Genomic DNA, 221 nt, shown 5'->3' with positions numbered 1-221 from the left:
CGCAATGGAAGTTATCGATTCACTTACACTTTCATTCAACCGTGCGCGTCAGGCAGCGATTACGCAAGAAATTACGGAAATCGTTGGTGGAGCAGCAGCGTTAGAATAGTAATAAAAAGCGGAAGCGGCTCTTTCAGGAGAGTCGCGTAAGCTAAACTAATAAAAAATTAAAAGCTAACTTCTCTGATAGAGGTAGCTAATTAAAAGAAAGCTAGGAGGGA

General features: G+C 41.6%; 1 protein-coding gene. It reads left to right on the top strand.

The window, feature by feature from the left end; translation table 11 throughout:
* Positions 1 to 109, top strand: a 109-nt coding sequence (locus MR107_RS31050; protein WP_242293012.1) for a F0F1 ATP synthase subunit gamma, incomplete at its 5' end; no start/stop codon positions are given.
* Positions 110 to 221 lie beyond the last annotated feature (112 nt).

Source organism: Bacillus cereus group sp. BfR-BA-01441 (genome assembly GCF_022663075.1).
In the GTDB taxonomy this organism is placed as follows: Bacteria; Bacillota; Bacilli; order Bacillales; family Bacillaceae_G; genus Bacillus_A; species Bacillus_A cereus.
This window is presented reverse-complemented; position numbering and strand designations above follow the sequence as displayed.